Origin of the sequence: Sphingomonas alpina (genome assembly GCF_014490665.1) — a bacterium.
Lineage (GTDB): Bacteria > Pseudomonadota > Alphaproteobacteria > Sphingomonadales > Sphingomonadaceae > Sphingomonas > Sphingomonas alpina.
This window is the reverse complement of record NZ_CP061038.1, coordinates 3,599,037-3,614,419: the sequence shown is the minus strand read 5'-3', so window position 1 is coordinate 3,614,419 and position 15,383 is coordinate 3,599,037. Positions and strand designations below refer to the sequence as shown.

Here is a 15,383-nt window from a genome sequence, read left to right as displayed (position 1 = left end):
CGTGTATGAGCGCCGAGTTGCATGGCGTGAAATAGCGCTTACCTGTTGGGCAGATATTCGGGCAATTTTCGGGCGGTAAAAGGGATTTGAATGGCTAGCAGGACGGACGCGCCAGTCGGAAGCGAGGTGCGACTTGTCTTCCCCGGTGCGGCGGCAGCCGAACGGCTCGTCGCGGGCGTGGCCGTTGCGGCGCATGCCACGGCGCACGCGCGCCGGCATGGCGCACACCAGATCTGGATCGATGTCCAGGATGGCGGGCGCCTGTCTCCCGAAGCGGTCGACGATGTGCGCCGCGCCGGCGGCGCGGACGCATCGGTTCATTTCGTCGTCGACCATGAGGCACGGCGGCTGAAGGCGATAGAGACGGGGCCGATCACCATTGCCGGGGTGGTCGAGGCGACCGGCAAGCCAAGCGACGGACTCGTCTCGCGCTGGATCAACCGGCCAGTGTCGCGGCGCGTTTCTGCGCTGGCATTGCGTATCCCGGGGCTGCGCCCCTGGCACGCGACGGCAGTGGTCGGGCTGGTCGGCGCAGCGATGATTCTCAGCCTGTTGTTCGGCGGCTATCCCGGGCTGGTCGCGGGTGGGCTGCTGTTTCAGGCGGCGTCGCTGCTCGATGGAGTCGATGGAGAGGTTGCGCGCGCCACTTATCGCAGCAGTGCCGGCGGCGCGTTGCTCGACACCAGCGTCGACATGACGATCAATGTCAGTTTCTTCATCGCGGTGACGATCGGTTTGACTCAGCTATATGGGCAAAGCCAAGCGCTTGCCGGCGGGATCGCGATCATTCTGGTCGTGGTGGGGCTGAGTTTGATGGCATTGCTCGCGCGGCGGCTCGGCAAGCCGGGCGATCTCAATTTCCTCAAGCGTTTCTATGAGCGGCGCTTTCCGACCGGACTTGCAGCGAAGATCACCGATGCGCTGGTCGTGGTCACCAGCCGCGATTTCTTCGCATTCCTGTTCGCGCTGATCATCCTCGTCGGCGGCGGGCGGGTCATCCTGTTCACCTTGTGCGGCTTCGCCATGCTATGGTTGTTCCTGGTGCTGTGTGCGGTGCGGCCGATCCTGCGCGCATCCGCCGGGGTGACCGAGCCGCTTACGGGCGGGCTGACGGTCGACGACACGACGCGTCTGGCCTGACTTTGGCCCGCGACGATACCCATCCAGGCGTGACCGCCGATCGGATGATCCTGCGCGGTGCGTTTTCTACCGCGTTCGGCTTCGTCATCCGGCTTGGTGCGCGCTTCCTGTTTCTGTTCGTCGCCGGGCGGCTATTCGGCGCCGGGTTGTTCGGCGCGTACAGCATTGCCGTCGCGGTACTCGAGGCCAGCGTTGGGCTGACCGGCCTGTCGCTGAAGAAGACGCTGTTCCAGCTGCTGGACCGCAATGTCGAGGCAGGGCAGCTCGAAACGGAGAGCAAGCGGGCGGGCAGGCCCGATTTCCACATCGTGCTTGACGCTGCGCTGCTGGTGGTGATGGCGAGCGCCGGTGTCGCTGCGCTGATCATGGGTGCCACCACTTTGGTTCCGCGCGAGGTGGCCGGCTCGGCCGCGACCGCCTTGTTCTGGATCGCCCCGATGATTGCGGGACAGGCGCTGGCCGACGTGCTGTTCGCTGCGACGCGCTGGAAACATGTCGTGAAATATGAGGTGGTCGGACGCAGCGTCGTCGAACCCTATTCATTGCTCACCGGCACGGTCGTCGCCTATTCGCTCGGGTTTGATCATACCGGCCTGATCATCGGCTATTGGGTCGGCAATGTGATGCTCAATGCCTATGCGCTCTATGCGGTACGGCGTAGTTTCCCGCATTTCGCACTGCGCAGCTACCGGCCGGGACGGCGCCTGTTTGCGCTGCTGCGCGAGCTGCTGCCCAATACCGGCACTGACGTGATCAACGGGATATTCACGCGGCTCGACCTGTACCTGGTCGGCATCTTCCTGGGCAATCATTGGGCCGGCATTTACGGCATGGCGCAGCAGCTGCGCACGCCGCTGCGCCATGCGCGGCAGAGCTTCGACAGCCTGCTCGTGCCGATGGTGGCGCGAACCTTGTCGGTAAGCGGCCAGGCGCGCACGGTCACTGCGCTCGCCACCGCCGCGCGGTTGATCCTGTCGGTGCAGACAGCCTTCCTGGTCGCGTTCGTCGCGGTCGGCGGTCAGCTGCTCGAACTGTTCGGCCCAGGGTTCAGTGCAGGCTATGTAGCGCTGATCCTGCTTACCGTGGCGGAGGCGGTGCAGGGCACGTTCGGGCTGGGCGATTTCCTGTTCGTCTATCTCCGGCCCAAGACCGGGCTGCTGATCATGGCCGCAAGCTTCGTCGTGTGCGTCGCCGCAGCGATCAGCTTCACCCCGCGCTTTGGTATTGCCGGGGCGGCAGGGGCGGTGTTGCTGGCGACGATGGTTCAGGCGGCGCTGCGGCGGCTGGTGCTGCGTGCGCAGCTCGGCGTGCGCGCTCCGCTCACGCCTCTGTGGCCGCCGGTGCTGGCCGGCGCTGCCGGGCTGATGGTCGCGTTGACCTTGCATAGCGGCCTGAACACGGGCTTCGGCACCGCGACCGTGGTGGCGTTCGTCGCGACTGCGGCGGTCTATGGGGGGGTGCTGTTCGCATCGCTGCGCCTGACGGGGCAGAAGCTGGCGATCAGCGGCTTCGCCGCGGGATGATGCCGCTCGCTCTCCGGTGAGGGGCTGCGCTCACGCCCCCGCCATTACCTCCATGAAATGCGTCAGCACCGCTTGCGGGCCATGGGGCGAAATCGCATGGCGCAGCCCTTCCATCGCACCACGCGCCGCCGGCTCGGCACGGGCAGCCATCGCTTCCTCGAAGCGTGCCACCGCCGCATCATCGCCCTGGATCAGCGCTGCCGCCAGATCGGCGGCGTCGCTCATCGCCAGATTGACGCCTTCGCCGCCGAAGGGCGACATCAGATGCGCGGCGTCGCCGATCAGGGTCAGGCCCGGACGATGTGCCCAGCGATGCCCGACCGGCAACGCGTAGAGCGGCCGCACGCCGATGATCGTGTCGGCCAAGCGGATCGCATCGGTCAAGATGGGTGCCCAGCCCTTGAGATACCCCAGCATCCGCTCGCGGATCGCTTCGGGGGCGGCATCCTCCAGCGCGGCTGCCCAGGGCTCGTCGCTGCGCAGTGCAAAATAGCCGCGGATATGGGCATGGCCGTTGCGCTGCAGGATCAGGCCGCGATTGTCCCCCAACGCAAACATCTTGCCGCGCCCGGCCAGCGCGGCGATCGCGGGATGACGGCGATCGACATCGTCGAAGCCAAGTTCGACAAACGTCACGCCTTCATAGGCGGGACGCGCGCCGGAGAGCAGGGGGCGGACCTTCGACCAGGCGCCATCCGCTCCGACCACCAGGTCGAAGGACCCGCGCGCGCCACCCGTCACCACGTCATAACCATCGCCCGCCGGTTCGATCCGATCGACGCGTGTGCCCCAGCGAATCATCGCCGGAGGCAGCGAGTCGATCAGCATGCGGCGCAGTTCGGTGCGGTCGACTTCCGGCCGGTCGCCGTCGCTCGAGTCATCACCGAACAGCAAGGCTCCATTGCTATCGTACAGCCGCATGCCCTGATCGTCATAACGTGCAGCGGCAAGAAACTCGCGCTCGAGCCCGGCGAGGCGCAGCGCTCGCTGGCCGGTATCGGCGTGCAGGTCGAGCGTGCCGCCTTGCGGCCGGTCGCCGGCATGCGCATCGCGCTCGAACACGGTGGCGGACAGGCCGCCGAGATGCAGCAGCCGCGCGAGCGTCAATCCGCCCGGCCCGCCGCCGATAATCGCTATCCGATATTGTCGCATCAGAGTCGGTCCTCTATGATCTGCATAGGACACTATGTATATTAGATAGGTGGCTATGTAAATGCACGACGATGCATGGAATCCGATGGCGACGCCCGGCCACCATATCAGCCGCGCGGCGCGGAGCATGGCGCGGCTGGGCGATGCGCGGCTCAAGCCGTTGGGAATGAGTACCGGGCAATTGCCGGTGCTGGTCGCGCTGAAGGACGGCGCGAAATTGTCACAGCGCGAGCTGGCGCGCTGGGCCAAGGTCGAGCAGCCGACCATGGCACAGATGCTGACGCGGATGGAGCGCGACGGGCTGATCCAGCGCGAGCCCGACCCCGAGGATGGGCGCAGCAGCCTGATCTCGCTGACCGAGGCGGCGCGTGTGCGGCAGGGCGCGGCGCGCCAGGTGCTGGCGGCGGGCAATGCGGCGGCGGTGCGCGGGTTCACCGCGGACGAGGTCGAGACCTTGCTGTCGCTGCTGAAGCGGGTGATCGACAATATCGACGCGGAGGAAGCATGAGCGACATCGAGTATCGGCGCTATAAGGGCAGCGCGGACGAGGCGATCGCTCTGCTTTTGCCGTTATGCTTGACGCTGTTTCCCGGGTTCGATCCGGATTATCTGGCGCTGCGACTGCCCGGAATTGCCGAACCGGAGCTTTGGCTTGCGTATCGGGAGGGCGAGTTGGCCGGGTTCAAGCTCGGCTATCGGCGTGGGCCGCATCTTTTCTACAGCTGGCTCGGCGGGGTGCATCCTTCGGCGCGCAGGCTCGGGATCGCCGATGCGCTGATGGTGCGACAGCACGAGGCCGCCGCGGCGAGCGGCTATACCCATGTCGAGACGCGGACGCGGGCGGTCAACAATGCGATGATCATCGTCAATCTGCGCCACGGGTTTCAGGTGGTGGGATTCGAGATCGACACGAACGGAATTCCGATTGTGACTCAGCGCAAGGATCTGCGCGGCTGAACCGTTCAGGCGACCCGGCCATGCTCGGCGAGATGATCGAGAAACACCCGCGCCCGCGCCGGTAACGATTCCGACCGGCCGAGAAAGACGGCGTGAAAGGCTTCGGTATCGCCCGGGTTATACTCTTCGAGCAGTGGCACCAGCCGGCCCGAAGCGAGATCATCGCCGATGGTGAAGGTGGCGAGGCGGGCTATGCCGATGCCGGCCAGGGCGAAGCGACGAATGCCTTCACCGTCGCTCACCCGAATCCGCGCCGCCAAGGGCAACAGCGTCTCACTGCCCTGGTCGAGCAGCGGCCAGCCATTGGTGGCGCGCGAATAGGCGAAGCCGAGCCGGTCGTGCCGTTCGAGCTCGGCCGGGGTATGCGGCGTTCCGTGGCGGGCGATCCAGCCGGGCGCGGCGACGATCATCATTCGCGTCTCGCCAAGCTTGCGCGCGACCAGCCGGGAATCGGGCATCGGGCCGGCCCGGACCGCAATGTCGGTGCGATCGGCAAGCAGGTCGATCACGGTGTCGGTTTGGACGATATCGATATCGACATCGGGCCAGGCATGGAGAAAGGCGGGAAGGATCGGCGCAAGAACATGTGTGACATAGGAGGCGCTACTGCTGATGCGCAGACGCCCCACCGGCCGGCCGCCCGCTCCGGCGGTGCGCTCCGCCTCGTCCAGATCGGCGAGAATGCGGAGTGCGCGATCGTAATAATCCTGCCCTTCCGGCGTGAGGGCGAAATGGCGCGTCGAGCGCTGCGCCAATCGCACGCCAAGCCGGGTTTCCAGCCGCGCGACGAGCTTGCTGACCGCCGAAGGGGTGAGGCTGGCGGCCTGTGCCGCGGCGGAGAAGCCACCGCTTTCGACCACGCGGACGAACATCTCCATCTCGCCCGCACGATTGGTATCGGCTCGTGCCATTTGTGCCGTCAATTCCCGAATGATGTGCCTTGATGCTCTCTACTTCACGGATGGCGGCGGGTCCATCTCGAGCGGAACGAGGGCGCTGTGCCCTTAGCCGAAGGGATGCTCGATGAACCGTCTGTCTGCCGCGCTTGCCGCTCTCGCCCTGGTTGCGCCGGGGAGCGCCCTTGCCGCCGACTGGGTGCCGGGGTGGAGCGCGAGCCCGCAAGCAGTGTGGGGTGAGGGTTTCGTGCTGCCGGCAGGGGTTCCGGTCTCGCTTGAGGATCGCACCGTGCGCCAGGTGGTGCGGATCGGTATCGGCGGCACGCGCGTGCGGATCCGCTTGTCCAATGCATATGGCCGGTCGCCGGTGCGGATTGCCGGAGTACATCTGGCACGATCGACCGGCGGTTCGGCGATCGCTGGCGTGACCGACCGGGTGGTGACCTTTGGCGGCGAGCCCGGCGTGGTTCTCGCGCCGGGTGCGTCAGTACTGAGCGATGCGGTATCGCTGCCGGTCGGCGCAGCGGCGGATCTCGCGGTCAGCCTGTATTTCCGGGGGGCGGTGCCGGTGGACTCCTTTCATTGGGACGGGCGACGCAGTGCCTATATCCTGCGCGGCGATCATCTTGCCGCGCCCGCATTCGCCCGGCCCGATCTGACGAGCGTAAGGCTGTTCCTGTCGGATGTGCTGGTCGAGGCGCCGACGGCGCGCGGGACGGTGGTGGTGCTCGGCGATTCGATCACCGATGGCGCGGGCGCGACGATGGAGGCGGAGCGGCGCTGGCCGGACTATCTCGCCGCGCGCGCCGCGCCGCAGGGCATTTCGGTGGTCAATGCGGGCATTTCGGGTGCACGGCTGCTCAGCGACGGGATGGGCAGCAATGCGCTGGCGCGGATCGATCGCGATGTGCTGGCCCAGCCTGGGGTGCGGACATTGATCCTGCTGCTCGGCATCAACGACATTGCCTGGCCGGGGACACCGTTCGCGCCGGACGAGCCGCCGATGCGTTTCGAGCGGCTGGCCGCCGGTTACCGCCAGATCGTCGCGCGGGCGCATGCCAATGGGGTGCGGGTGGTCGGCGCGACCTTGACCCCGTTTGCGGGCGCGCTGCCCGGCACGCCGATGGCGGCGACTTACTATAGCGCGGAGAAGGATTCGCTGCGGCGGCGGATCAATGACTGGATCCGCAGCAGCGGGACGTTCGACACGGTGGTCGATTTCGACCGGTTGCTCAGCGATCCGGCTGCTCCGGCGACCTTGCGGCGGGATTATGATTCGGGCGACCGGCTGCATCCCGGCGATGCGGGCAATGCGGCGATGGCCGGGGCGATCGATCTCGCGACGCTGATCGGAGGTTCAGGCCGGTGAGCGCTGGACTGGCGCGAGCGCCTCGAGGATCCGGCAATCCGCGACGCTGCCGCCGCGGCACGAGACGACCATATTTGCCAACTCGCCGCGCAGTGCGGTGAGGTCGGCGATCTTGCGGTCGATCTCGGTCAGATTCTCCGACGCGATCGCATCGATCGTCGCGCAGTCGCGGCTGCGGTCGTCCGACAGGTCGAGCATGGTGCGGATCTGGTCGATCGAAAAGCCCAGGTCGCGGGCGCGGCGGATGAAGCTCAGCCGCATCAGGTCGCTATGGCCATAGCTGCGATAGTTCGATGCGGTGCGCGGCGGGCGGGCGAGCAGCCCGACCTTCTCATACCATCTGACCGTCTCGACGCCGGTGCCGGTGGCGCGCGCGAGGTCGCCGATCTTGAGATCGCTCATAGGCCTTGACCCTGTAGTTGCTACAGGGTGCATATAGCGCGGATCGTCGAGTCGGTCGAGGAGCCGCGATCATGGCCTGCAACAGTTGCGCGAACCAGAAACCGGCCAATGATCCGCGCTGGCGCCGCGTGTTGTGGATCGCGCTGATCGTCAATGCGACGATGTTCGCGATCGAGCTGGTGGTCGGCGCAACGGCGGAATCGCGCGCGTTGCAGGCCGATGCGCTCGACTTTTTCGGGGATTCGGCGAGCTATGCGATCAGCCTGGTGGTGGCCGGCATGGCGCTGCGCTGGCGCGCCCGCGCCGCCTTTGCCAAAGGCGCGACGCTGACCGTGCTTGGGGCCTGGGTGCTGGTGACGGCCGGCTGGGCGGCGCTCGCCGGCGCATCGCCGCAGGCGGTGCCGATGGGCGTGATCGGCGTGATGGCGCTGATCGCCAATGGCGGTGTCGCGGCGCTGCTGTACCGCTACCGCCAGGGCGATGCGAACATGCGCTCGGTGTGGATCTGTTCGCGCAATGACGCGATCGGCAATGTCGCCGTGGTGCTGGCGGCGGGCGGCGTGTTCGGCACCGGCACGATGTGGCCCGACCTGATCGTCGCGACGATCCTCGCCGTGCTGGGGCTGAGCGGCGGGGCGCAGATCATGCGCCAGGCGCGGCAGGAACTGCGCGCGGATCGCGCATCCGACGGATCGATCGCTTCCCATCATGGCGCGATCGCTGCTAGTGAGTGAGGCGATGCACCGGATGCTCCTGCTCCTGACCTGTCTCATGCTCGCGCTGTCGCTCGGGCTCGGGTCAGTCGCGCATGCATCGGAGCCGATCGGTTGCGCGACCACCGATACGGAAGTGAGTGCCGGGCATAGCGATGGCGATTCCGACCAGGTGCCGATGGACGGCGATAGCGGCTTTCCGCATCATCACGGCGGGTGCCATGGGCATCATGTCGCGGCGCCCGTCGCCGATGCCGATAACATCGGTCATGCCCGGGTCGCGTCGATTCCGACGCTCGCCGATTTCCGGGATGGGGTGACGAGCCCGACCGATCCTGCGCTGAGACCGCCCCAAACCTGACGGCCGCCCCCCGGCCGCGACGCGATGTGCGCCGCGCTGCCGGAGTCTTGTCCGTCAGGAGTGTTTTCAAATGTATCGTTTCATCGCGGCCATGCTGGCTGCCGCGTTCTGTGCGGGTGTCGCACAGGCGCAATCAGGAGAAGTGCTGACGCTCGAACAGGCGTTGGCGCAGGCCGGGGCGGCGTCGCCCGCGGTCGAAATGGGAGAGGCCGGGGTACGCGCCGCCGATGCGGGCCGCATCGTGGCCGGGCTGCGGCCCAACCCGTCGGTCCAGATCCAGGCCGAGAATGTTATCGGCACGGGCAGCTATCACGGGCTGTCTAGCGCGGAGACCACCGCCAGCCTGCAATTGCCCCTCGAGCTGGGCGGGAAGCGTTCGGCGCGGATCGCAGTAGCGGACTCGCGGCGGACCCGCGCTCAGGTCGCGGCCGTCATGATGCTGGGCGACCTGCGGCTGCGGGTGACCCAGGTCTATATCGCGGCGGTCGCGGCGGAGCGGCGGCTGGGCGTGGCGCAGACGCAGGCCGAGATTGCCGATGAGGGCCTGCGTGTTGCGCGCGACCGGGTGCAGGTCGGCGCGACCTCGCCGATCGACGAGCAGCGCGCCGATGTGCTGCGGATCAACGCCGCAACTGCGCTCGATCGTGCGCGGCGCGCGGTCACGGTAGCGCGTGATGCGCTGGCGCGGCTGACGGGTCAGCCAGTGACCGGGGCGCTCGACCTGGGCTGGTTCGACCGGGTCGGCGGCTATGGTCCGGCGATCCCGGTGCGCGCCGAGAGGACGCTGGCCTGGGCGGCGGCAAAGGCCGATCTCGCCACCGCCGATGCACAGGTGCGGCTCGCGCGGTCGCAGCGTGTGCCCGACATCACCCTGAGCGCGGGCGCGCGGCGGCTGGCGGCGACCAATGACATGGCGGCAGTGTTCGGCGTGTCGATCCCGATCCCGCTGTTCAACAATGGCCGTGCCGCGCTCGATCAGGCGCGGGCCGAGCGGGACCATGCCGATGCGCAGCGCCGGTTGACCCTGACCGACGCCGAGCAGGCGATCGCCAGTGCCGAGGCCGAGCGCGACAATGAAGCGGCGACTGCGAGAGCGGCGGGCGGGGCAGGGCTGGCGGCGGCTGTCGAGGCGGCGCGGATTGCACGCATTGGCTATGGCCAGGGCAAGTTCGGCCAGCTCGAGTTGCTCGAGGCCGAACGCACGCTGGCCGAAACGCGCGGTGCGTCGATCGATGCGCTGGCCGCATATCATGATGCCGAAGCGCGGCTGAAGCGGCTGACCGCTCCTGCGCCACTTTATTCCGGAGACACTCAATGATCCTTCAGGACAAACGCCTGGCCGGCAGCATTGCCGCCGCCATCCTTGTCGCGGCGGCGAGCGGGTTCTCCGTCGCGCGCTGTACCAGCGATGCGGCCGAGCCGGTCGCGCCCAAGGCCAATGCAGACGCCGCCGGCAAGACGCCGGCGAACGACGCGGTCGAGATGACCGCCGCCGCGATCCACGAGGCGGGCATCACGACCCAGACGATCGCGGCCGGTGGGCTGGCGGCGGAGATTGTCGCGCATGCCACCGTCACCGCTGCGCCGAATGGCGAGGCGCTGGTCACGGCTCGCGCGAGCGGCGCAGTGACGCGCGTGTTCAAGCGGCTGGGCGACCAGGTGCGAGCGGGCGAACCGCTGGCGATCATCGAGAGCCGCGAGGCGGCACAGATCGCCGCCGATGGCGCCACAGCTGCTGCCCGGGCAAGCCTCGCGGCGCGCGGTGTGGCGCGTGAGCGCTATCTCTATGGGCAGAAAGTGTCGGCGCGCGTCGATCTGGAACGGGCCGAGGCGGAAGCCGCCGTAGCCAATGCCGAGGCACGTCGTGCGCGCGTCTCGGCGGGTGCAGCGAACGTCACGCGCGACGGGCGCGGCGTGATCGTCTCCAGCCCCATCTCCGGCCGGATCACTGTGCAGCAGGTCAGCCTCGGCGCATTCGTGCAGGCGGACACCGAGTTGTTCCGGGTCGCCGATCCACGCCTGATCCAGATCGAGGCGGCGCTCGGGGCGATCGATGCGCAGCGGATCGCCGCTGGCGATGCGGCAGTGATCGAACTGCCCGACGGACGGACCATCGCGGCGCGAGTCCGCGCCGTAACACCGACGCTGAGCGGCGAGACGCGCGCGGCGACCGCCGTGATCGATGCCGCGGACGGGGCGCTGCAACCGGGCCAGTCGGTGCAGGTGCGGCTGAAGCCGGCCGCCGCCGGGCAAGCGGGTGGCATCGTCGTGCCGGAAAGCGCGGTCCAGTCGCTCGAGGGGCGCGACGTCGTGTTCGTGCGCAGCGCGAACGGCTTCCGCGCACGGCCGGTAACGACGGGCCGGCGCAGCGCCGGGCGGATCGAAATCCTCTCCGGCCTTGCCGCCGGTCAAGTCATCGCGACCGGCGAGGCATTCCTGCTCAAGGCCGAACTGGCCAAGGGCGCTGGCGAGGAGGACTAGGCCATGATTGCGAACCTTATGGCCTTTTCCGTCCGCGCCCGCTGGGCGGTGGTCCTGCTCTTTCTGATCGTCGCCGGCTTCGGTGCCTGGCAGCTCACCAGATTGCCGATCGATGCGGTGCCCGACATCACCAACAACCAGGTCCAGATCAATACGGTCGAGCGCGGACTGTCGCCGGTCGAGATCGAGAAGCGCGTCACTTTCCCGATCGAGACCGCGCTGGCCGGCATTCCCGGCCTGGAGACCACCCGCTCGTTGTCGCGCAACGGGTTCAGCCAGGTGTCGGCGATCTTCAGCGACAAGACCGACCTCTATTTCGCGCGCCAGCAAGTCAGCGAACGCCTCGCCCAGGCACGTGACACGATTCCCGATGGCGTGCAGCCGCAGATCGGGCCGGTCACCACCGGGCTTGGCGAAGTGCTGATGTATTCGGTCGACTTCACCAACCCGGGCGGCAAGGGCGCGACCATTCGCAATGGCCGGCCGGGCTGGCAGTCGGACGGCAGCTTCCTCACCCCCGAGGGCGCGCGGCTCACCGATGAGGTCGGTCGGGCGGCCTATCTGCGCACGGTGCAGGACTGGATCATCCGGCCGCAGCTGCGTACCGTCCAGGGTGTCGCCGGGATCGATTCGATCGGCGGCTATGCCAAGCAATATGTCGTCGAGCCCGACGCGGTGAAGCTGTCCTCCTACGGCATCTCCTATTCCGAGCTGGCCAAGGCGCTGGAGGCGGCGAACCTTGCGGTTGGCGCCAATTACTTCAATCGCGGTGGCGAGGCGTTCCTGGTTCGCGCCGATGCCCGGATCCGCGATGTCGATGAGATTGCCGATGCGATCGTCGCGACGCGCGGCGGGGTGCCGGTCGCGGTCAAGGATGTCGCCGAAGTGAAGATCGGCGGCGAGCTGCGCACTGGCGCGGCAAGCCAGAACGGCCATGAAGCGGTGATCGGAACCGCGCTGATGCTGATCGGCGAGAATAGCCGGGTGGTCGCGCGCAGCGTCGGCGAGCGGCTCGACGGCATCGCCAAATCGCTGCCGCCGGGGATCAAGGTGACGACCGTGCTCGACCGGTCGAAGCTGGTCAATGCGACGGTCGCGACGGTGCAGAAGAACCTGGCCGAAGGCGCGATCCTCGTCGCGATCGCGCTGTTCCTGCTGCTCGGCAATGTCCGCGCCGCGATCATCGCGGTGCTCGTCATCCCCTTCTCGTTCCTGATGATGGCGATGGGCATGAATGCCTTTCGGGTGCCCGGCAACCTGATGAGCCTGGGCGCGCTCGATTTCGGCCTGATCGTCGATGGTGCAGTGATCATCATCGAGAATTGCCTGGCGCGGCTCGCGCTTCGCCAGGAACATGAAGGGCGGCTGCTCATGCTGAGCGAGCGGCTCGAGGAGACGATGCGGGCGTCGCAGGAGATGATCAGGCCGACGGTGTTCGGCCAGGCGATCATCCTGCTCGCCTTTGCGCCGCTGTTGATGTTCACCGGCGTCGAAGGCAAGACCTTCTCGCCGATGGCGATCACGATCATGCTGGCGCTGGTCGCGGCCTTCATCCTGGCGCTGACCCTCGTCCCGGCACTGGTCGCCTTGCTGATCCGCGGCAAGGTCTCGGAGAAAGAGGTGTGGATCATCGCCCGGACCAAGGCGCTTTATGCGCCGTTGCTCGACCGGGCGGTGGCCCGGCCCTGGCCGTTCATTGGCGCCGGGGTCGCCTTCTTTGCGGCGTCGCTGCTGGTGTTCGGGTCACTGGGGCAGGAGTTCATCCCGCAGCTCGACGAGAAGAATGTCGCGCTTGCCTCGACCCGCGTGCCCTCGGTCAGTCTCGAAAAGTCGCTCGCCATGCAGCGCGAGGTCGAGCGCGCCGTCACCAGCCTGCCCGAAGTGGCGGTGATGTTCTCCAAGACCGGCACGGCCGAAGTGGCGACAGATCCGATGCCGCCGAATGTCTCGGACGGGTTCGTGATCCTCAAGCCGCAGTCGGAATGGCCGGCGGGCGTGACCAGCAAGGCCGATGTGCTGAGGCGGATCGAGGAGAAGTCCGGCGCCAAGATCGGTAACGCCTTCGAGGTCAGCCAGCCGATCCAGCTGCGCTTCAACGAGCTGATCGCCGGCGTGCGCGGCGATGTCGCGATCAAGCTGTATGGCGACGATCTCGACAAGATGGGCGCAGCGGCCCAGCATATCGTGCGTGTGCTCCAGACCATAACCGGCGCCGCCGACGTGAAAGCCGAACAGACCAGCGGCTCGCCGACGCTCGACGTGACGTTCGATCGCGCGGCGATCGCGCGCTATGGCCTGACCGTCGCGGAAGTCGCCGATACAGTCGCCGCCGCGATGGCGGGGCGCGACGCGGGGCTGTTGTTCGAGGGCGACCGCCGCTTCGAAGTGACGGTGCGCGTACCGGCGGCGACGCGCGAGAGCCTCGATGCGCTGGCCGCCCTTCCCGTGCTCCTGCCGCAGGAAGCGGGGGAAAGACGGGGCTCGGTGCCGCTGTCGCAAGTGGCGCGATTCCGCTTCAGTGAGGGGCTGAACCAGATCAGCCGGGAGAATGGCAAGAGGCGCGTGGTGATCCAGGCCAATGTGCGCGGCCGCGATGTGGGGTCATTCGTACTCGAAGCGCAGGCCAAGGTCGACACGCTGGCGCTGCCGGCGGGTTCCTATCTTGAATGGGGCGGCCAGTTCCAGAGCCTCCAGGCCGCGTCGCAGCGCCTCGCGATCGTCGTGCCGCTATGCTTCCTGGCGATCTTCGGCTTGCTCTACATGGCGCTGGGCGGGTTCGCGCGGGCGGCGTCGGTGTTCCTCGCGGTGCCGTTGGGTCTTGCCGGCGGCGTGTTCACGCTCTGGGTGACGGGCATCGCCTTCTCCGTCTCGGCGGCGGTCGGGTTTATCTGCCTGGCCGGCGTCGCAGTGCTCAACGGTCTGGTGGTGATGACGGCGATCCGCGAAAAGCTGGAGGCGGGGATCGAACTGGGACGGGCGATTACCGAGGGAATGTTCGAAAAGGTCCGGCCGGTGATCATGACCGGCCTCGTGCCGGCGATCGGCTTCGTCCCGATGGCGCTCGCCACCGGCACTGGCGCCGAAGTGCAGAAGCCGCTCGCCACGGTGGTGATCGGCGGGCTGATCGCGGCGACGATCCTGACGTTGCTGGTGCTGCCGGCCATATCCAAGGTGGTGCTGGGCCTGGGCGAACGGGCCGCGCGTTGGAGGTCGCAACCCCATGTCGTGCCGGCCACGGCCTGAGAGAGGAGATGACGATGCACGATCACGCAGCGGGCGGACACGCCCATGATCATACCGCCGGTGCCAATGCGACGAAGCTGAGCTGGGCGCTGGCGCTGACCTCCATTTATCTCGTCGCGGAGGTCATCGGCGGCTTCTACTTCAACAGCCTGGCATTATTGTCCGACGCCGCGCACATGATGACCGATGTCGCGGCGCTGGTCATCGCGCTGCTGGCGATCCGCTTTGGCCAGAAGCCGGCGGATGATCGCCGCACCTTCGGCTATCGCCGCTTCGAGATATTGGCGGCGGCCTTCAACGCGGTCTTGCTGTTTGCGATCGCGATCTATGTGCTGGTCGAGGCGATCAGGCGTTTCTCCGATCCCGAGCCGGTCCAGTCCACCGGCATGATGATCGTCGCCGCGGTCGGCCTTGTGGTGAACATCGTCTCGATGCGGCTGCTCATGTCGGGCAAGGACAAGAGTTTCAACGTCAAGGGCGCCTATCTCGAAGTCTGGGCGGACATGATCGGCTCGGTCGGTGTGATTGCCGGGGCGATCGCGATCCGCTTCACCGGCTGGACCTGGGTCGACCCGATCGTCGCCGTCGGGATCGGCCTGTGGGTGCTGCCGCGCACCTGGATTCTGCTGCGCGATACGACCAACGTCCTGCTCGAAGGCGTGCCGAACGGCATCGAGCTGAACAAGGTGCGGGCCGCGATCGCGGGGGTACCCGGCGTCGTGAACGTCCATGACCTGCATATCTGGTCGATGAGCAATGACGACATCTCGTGCACGGCGCATGTCACACTTGGGGAGGGCGCCGCACCCGACGAGGTGAGGAGCCGGGTGGTCGCCTTGCTCGATCAGCAGTTCGAGATCGGCCATGCGACCGTTCAGACCGAAGGGCCGGGCGAGGAATGCGAGGCTGGTGGGCAGGTGCATCCCTAGAGTTAGCTGAGTTGGTCCGTTCCCTCCCGTTCGGGCTGAGCCTGTCGAAGCCAATGCGCGAACATGCCCTTCGACAGGCTCAGGGCGAACGGAGGTTTGCGATGCGAGTCGCAGCCGCATTGCACCCGGTTTTCCGCTGTTATTTCCGGAATAAAAAAACGACCCCTGTTATGTTGGATTTGAAGTGCCGATTTTTGACCTGCTTACAGTATCTTGG

Annotated in this window: 14 protein-coding genes; 11 read left to right on the top strand and 3 right to left on the bottom strand. The window is 67.1% G+C overall.

The window, feature by feature from the left end:
* Positions 1-90 precede the first annotated feature (90 nt).
* Both H3Z74_RS16915 and H3Z74_RS16910 read left to right on the top strand, forming a co-directional pair.
* Positions 91-1,140 (top strand): CDP-alcohol phosphatidyltransferase family protein, encoded by a 1,050-nt coding sequence (locus H3Z74_RS16915; RefSeq protein WP_187760745.1) that lies wholly within the window; start codon positions 91-93, stop codon positions 1,138-1,140.
* Between the two features lie 29 nt (positions 1,141-1,169).
* Positions 1,170-2,663: an oligosaccharide flippase family protein gene (locus H3Z74_RS16910; protein WP_187760744.1), complete on the top strand. Its 1,494-nt coding sequence runs from the start codon at positions 1,170-1,172 to the stop codon at positions 2,661-2,663.
* Positions 2,664-2,693: 30 nt separating this feature from the next.
* Here H3Z74_RS16910 and H3Z74_RS16905 read toward each other — a convergent pair whose 3' ends face one another.
* The gene (locus H3Z74_RS16905; RefSeq protein WP_187760743.1) at positions 2,694-3,815 is read right to left on the bottom strand and encodes an FAD-dependent oxidoreductase; all 1,122 of its coding nucleotides are present in this window, start codon (positions 3,813-3,815) and stop codon (positions 2,694-2,696) included.
* Positions 3,816-3,876: 61 nt separating this feature from the next.
* Here H3Z74_RS16905 and H3Z74_RS16900 point away from each other — a divergent pair, with 61 nt between their 5' ends.
* Together H3Z74_RS16900 and H3Z74_RS16895 are read left to right on the top strand one after the other, a co-directional pair.
* Positions 3,877-4,323 carry a MarR family winged helix-turn-helix transcriptional regulator gene (locus H3Z74_RS16900; RefSeq protein WP_187760742.1) on the top strand — a complete coding sequence of 149 codons (447 nt, stop codon included), beginning with the start codon at positions 3,877-3,879 and terminating at the stop codon, positions 4,321-4,323.
* On the top strand, positions 4,320-4,772 hold the full coding sequence (locus H3Z74_RS16895) for a GNAT family N-acetyltransferase (RefSeq protein WP_187760741.1): 453 nt from the start codon (positions 4,320-4,322) through the stop codon (positions 4,770-4,772). Before H3Z74_RS16900 ends, H3Z74_RS16895 begins: the two co-directional genes overlap by 4 nt.
* A gap of 5 nt (positions 4,773-4,777) precedes the next feature.
* On the opposite strand, the gene H3Z74_RS16890 is transcribed toward H3Z74_RS16895, so the two are convergent.
* Positions 4,778-5,683 carry a LysR family transcriptional regulator gene (locus H3Z74_RS16890; protein ID WP_187760740.1) on the bottom strand — a complete coding sequence of 302 codons (906 nt, stop codon included), beginning with the start codon at positions 5,681-5,683 and terminating at the stop codon, positions 4,778-4,780.
* 112 nt (positions 5,684-5,795) lie between these two features.
* Between H3Z74_RS16890 and H3Z74_RS16885 the strand changes: the two genes are divergently transcribed.
* Positions 5,796-7,037, top strand: a complete 1,242-nt coding sequence (locus H3Z74_RS16885) for an SGNH/GDSL hydrolase family protein (RefSeq protein WP_187760739.1) — start codon at positions 5,796-5,798, stop codon at positions 7,035-7,037.
* On the opposite strand, the gene H3Z74_RS16880 is transcribed toward H3Z74_RS16885, so the two are convergent.
* A complete protein-coding gene (locus tag H3Z74_RS16880) occupies positions 7,026-7,439 on the bottom strand; it encodes a MerR family transcriptional regulator (protein ID WP_187760738.1) in 414 nt (137 codons plus the stop codon). The genes H3Z74_RS16885 and H3Z74_RS16880 overlap by 12 nt on opposite strands.
* A gap of 71 nt (positions 7,440-7,510) precedes the next feature.
* Here H3Z74_RS16880 and H3Z74_RS16875 point away from each other — a divergent pair, with 71 nt between their 5' ends.
* From H3Z74_RS16875 to H3Z74_RS16850, 6 genes are all read left to right on the top strand, one after another.
* Positions 7,511-8,173 carry a cation transporter gene (locus H3Z74_RS16875; protein ID WP_187760737.1) on the top strand — a complete coding sequence of 221 codons (663 nt, stop codon included), beginning with the start codon at positions 7,511-7,513 and terminating at the stop codon, positions 8,171-8,173.
* A gap of 4 nt (positions 8,174-8,177) precedes the next feature.
* The gene (locus tag H3Z74_RS16870; RefSeq protein WP_187760736.1) at positions 8,178-8,513 is read left to right on the top strand and encodes a hypothetical protein; all 336 of its coding nucleotides are present in this window, start codon (positions 8,178-8,180) and stop codon (positions 8,511-8,513) included.
* A 70-nt stretch (positions 8,514-8,583) separates the two neighbouring features.
* Positions 8,584-9,831, top strand: a complete 1,248-nt coding sequence (locus H3Z74_RS16865) for a TolC family protein (protein WP_187760735.1) — start codon at positions 8,584-8,586, stop codon at positions 9,829-9,831.
* A complete protein-coding gene (locus tag H3Z74_RS16860) occupies positions 9,828-10,994 on the top strand; it encodes an efflux RND transporter periplasmic adaptor subunit (RefSeq protein ID WP_187760734.1) in 1,167 nt (388 codons plus the stop codon). Before H3Z74_RS16865 ends, H3Z74_RS16860 begins: the two co-directional genes overlap by 4 nt.
* Before the next feature lie 3 nt (positions 10,995-10,997).
* Positions 10,998-14,237, top strand: a complete 3,240-nt coding sequence (locus H3Z74_RS16855) for an efflux RND transporter permease subunit (protein ID WP_187760733.1) — start codon at positions 10,998-11,000, stop codon at positions 14,235-14,237.
* Between the two features lie 14 nt (positions 14,238-14,251).
* A complete protein-coding gene (locus H3Z74_RS16850) occupies positions 14,252-15,166 on the top strand; it encodes a cation diffusion facilitator family transporter (protein ID WP_187760732.1) in 915 nt (304 codons plus the stop codon).
* Positions 15,167-15,383: the final 217 nt, after the last annotated feature.

Bases quoted from the DNA above. Each gene is read 5' to 3' on its own strand.
- H3Z74_RS16865 (WP_187760735.1), top strand. From the start codon at position 8,584: ATGTATCGTTTCATCGCGGCCATGCTGGCTGCCGCGTTCTGTGCGGGT.
- H3Z74_RS16915 (WP_187760745.1), top strand. From the start codon at position 91: ATGGCTAGCAGGACGGACGCGCCAGTCGGAAGCGAGGTGCGACTTGTC.
- H3Z74_RS16890 (WP_187760740.1), bottom strand. From the start codon at position 5,683: ATGGCACGAGCCGATACCAATCGTGCGGGCGAGATGGAGATGTTCGTC.
- H3Z74_RS16895 (WP_187760741.1), top strand. From the start codon at position 4,320: ATGAGCGACATCGAGTATCGGCGCTATAAGGGCAGCGCGGACGAGGCG.
- H3Z74_RS16850 (WP_187760732.1), top strand. From the start codon at position 14,252: ATGCACGATCACGCAGCGGGCGGACACGCCCATGATCATACCGCCGGT.
- H3Z74_RS16880 (WP_187760738.1), bottom strand. From the start codon at position 7,439: ATGAGCGATCTCAAGATCGGCGACCTCGCGCGCGCCACCGGCACCGGC.
- H3Z74_RS16855 (WP_187760733.1), top strand. From the start codon at position 10,998: ATGATTGCGAACCTTATGGCCTTTTCCGTCCGCGCCCGCTGGGCGGTG.
- H3Z74_RS16905 (WP_187760743.1), bottom strand. From the start codon at position 3,815: ATGCGACAATATCGGATAGCGATTATCGGCGGCGGGCCGGGCGGATTG.
- H3Z74_RS16860 (WP_187760734.1), top strand. From the start codon at position 9,828: ATGATCCTTCAGGACAAACGCCTGGCCGGCAGCATTGCCGCCGCCATC.
- H3Z74_RS16875 (WP_187760737.1), top strand. From the start codon at position 7,511: ATGGCCTGCAACAGTTGCGCGAACCAGAAACCGGCCAATGATCCGCGC.
- H3Z74_RS16870 (WP_187760736.1), top strand. From the start codon at position 8,178: ATGCACCGGATGCTCCTGCTCCTGACCTGTCTCATGCTCGCGCTGTCG.
- H3Z74_RS16900 (WP_187760742.1), top strand. From the start codon at position 3,877: ATGCACGACGATGCATGGAATCCGATGGCGACGCCCGGCCACCATATC.
- H3Z74_RS16885 (WP_187760739.1), top strand. From the start codon at position 5,796: ATGAACCGTCTGTCTGCCGCGCTTGCCGCTCTCGCCCTGGTTGCGCCG.